At 64.2% G+C, this 2,401-nt stretch carries 2 protein-coding genes; both read right to left on the minus strand.

All coding sequences use genetic code 11. The annotated features are described in order from the left end of the window. Window positions 1-336: 336 nt before the first annotated feature. Window positions 337-666 carry a DMT family transporter gene (locus B7G66_RS12675; protein WP_003621659.1) on the minus strand — a complete coding sequence of 110 codons (330 nt, stop codon included), beginning with the start codon at window positions 664-666 and terminating at the stop codon, window positions 337-339. Between the two features lie 462 nt (window positions 667-1,128). Beyond that, the gene (locus tag B7G66_RS12680) at window positions 1,129-2,271 is read right to left on the minus strand and encodes a restriction endonuclease (RefSeq protein WP_003621661.1); all 1,143 of its coding nucleotides are present in this window, start codon (window positions 2,269-2,271) and stop codon (window positions 1,129-1,131) included. Window positions 2,272-2,401 lie beyond the last annotated feature (130 nt).

The following is a 2,401-nucleotide window of genomic DNA, read 5'->3' on the forward strand; positions in this document are numbered from 1 at the left end:
GATCATGGTGGCGGGCCGGGCGGTGGCCCCGGCGGTGGGGGTGGTCCCGGTGGTGGCCATGGCGGCAGGCGATAAGGCCGTCCGCCCCCGCGCCCTTTTATGACGTTATGGTTGCAACGGGCTCAGGCCCCCTGATGGGGACAATGAGTCCGACCATATCCTGACGCCCCTGCGATGACGATGGATGCGGCGTCGCGGGGCCGTGCGTGCGTCGCGTTCCCCCGGCTGCTTTTTCTGGCCTCTTTCCCTGATCGCTTTTTCTGGTCGCTTCCTTGGGCGATCTCCTCCTGCGGCTTCCTCTGGTCGCTTCTTCTGGTCGCTATCCCGGGCGGCGGATCAGTGGCCAGACCCGCCGGAACACAGGTTCATCACCATGACCCCGGCGATAATCAGCACCATGCCCCCGATGGCGGCAAGGTTGAGTTTCTGCCCCAGCCACACCCACGAGACGAGCGTGATGGCGACTGTTCCGACGCCGGACCAGATGGCATAGGCGATGCCGGTGGGAATGGTGCGCAGGGCCTGTGACAGGGCATAGAACGCGGTCAGGTATCCCACCACCGTCACGCATGACGGCATGCGCCGGGTGAATCCATCCGACAGGGTCAGGAAGAAAGTTGCCGTGACCTCCGCCCCGATGGCAAGCGCCAGATAGAGATAGGCCATGGTGGTGTCCTTCCCAACGGCCGGAGGGCACCATGCCCCGGCATACCGCGCCGCCTTTACAGGATTGGCGCGTTCCCGGCCATGTCAGCGACGGTAACAGTCCATGTCGGATTTTTTCTGAAATGAGGCATGAAACCTTCGCTTTCGTCAGGCTCTATATGTATAGAGGAGATAGGAGACATGAGCCATGAGCAACTCAGCACGCATGATTGCCCACCTTCTTATCAATATCCGTCGCATGCCGCGTGAAAAGCCGCTGCCGAACGACACAACGCGCAAACAGGACTAAACCCCGGAAAAACCGGGATATTGGTCCGTGGCCGCAGCCTTTTTGCCGCTGGTTTTGCCGGGGGATTGGCATGCGGGCGACGCATGGAATCGGGGGTGCGTTATAACGCGCATCCCGGCCACAAAAAACATAGTTTGACATAATCCCGGCTGTATGGCCGCCATCCGTGGGACTCAGGCCGTGACCGCCGGGGTGACGCCCTGTTTCAACCGGTGCGCAAGGCCACGCAGTTCGTCATGATGCAACAGCCATACGCCGTTGGTCCGTGCCAGTTGCCGCGCGGCGCGGGTATAGGCGGCGTTGGACACGACCACCGCCACCGCCGCATCATAATGGGCGCGCGCGGCGCTGATCTGCTGGACCGCGTCATTGCCGACCGTGCGACTGTAAAGCTTGCATTGCACCACCATACGCAGGCCCCGGCGCGTGGCGATGATGTCCGCGCCCTGATCGCCGCTGCCCACGGTGGTGTCGGCCTGCCACCCGTCATCGCGCAGTTCGGCGGCGCAGTACTGTTCGTATTCCAATGGGTCCATGCCCGGCCCGACGATATCGGGTCGTTGGGGCGTGCCGCGCGCGACCTGTTCGATGCGTGCCGTGACCCATGGGGCGATTCGGGGCCATTGCGCCGCACGTCCCGCCTGACGCAGGGCGGGGCGCATGATGGTGGCAATGAATTCATCACGTTCACGATGCCATTTTTCCGGTTTGACAACGCCATAACTGTTGCGGCCCAACAACTGCCGCCGCCGCAGGCGCAACGTATCGGCATGCTGCATGACCAATGCGGCACAGATCGCGCGTGCGCGCCGTCGCCCCCACCATCGCACTATCAGGCGCAGTACCGGCCAGCCCACGGTAATCGCCGCCCCTGCCGCGAATATTGCGCGCCAGTGCAGGGCGTGCCGATGCGCGGCCCACCCTCCGCCCGGCCCCTGCAACAGGGCCGCCTGCATGGCGGTGGCCCTGTTGCGTAGCCCGTGCCATAGGGCTGAAATACTGCCTGATGCGGTATCGCGCGTAACATCATGCATGCGGAAATATACCGCGCGGTCATGGCGCCCTCTGTCCCCCCGGCGCAGGGCGATGACATCCCCGTCCCTTTGCGCCAGTACCCAGCGTACTGCCGCGCCCGCAGGGTGGCATCCCGTCCCGACGCGCCCATCCGACAGGTGCCGCGCGGCGGTGGCCGTTGCACATCCGATGGCCTGCGCCGGAACGCGATAGGCCACGGCTGCATCCCCACCGTCGGGTAGAGCCATGGCCGATCCTCCCCACAGGCCCATCACCATGGCCAGCGCGCAAAGCTGGAGCATGTTCCCTTTTCGTACACACGTCATTCCAGACAGTTAGCCCACAATCTTCCACTTGGCGAGGGGAACTGCACGTATAACAGACGCCCCCTCCGGGCTCTGCCCGGCCCCGGCAGGGAGCGTGCTCCCTGCA

It is taken from the genome of Novacetimonas hansenii JCM 7643, assembly GCF_000964405.1.
Classification (GTDB): Bacteria; Pseudomonadota; Alphaproteobacteria; order Acetobacterales; family Acetobacteraceae; genus Novacetimonas; species Novacetimonas hansenii.

Excerpts from the sequence above, each read along its gene's own strand:
- B7G66_RS12675 (WP_003621659.1), bottom strand. The coding sequence starts at position 666 with ATGGCCTATCTCTATCTGGCGCTTGCCATCGGGGCGGAGGTCACGGCA.
- B7G66_RS12680 (WP_003621661.1), bottom strand. The coding sequence starts at position 2,271 with ATGCTCCAGCTTTGCGCGCTGGCCATGGTGATGGGCCTGTGGGGAGGA.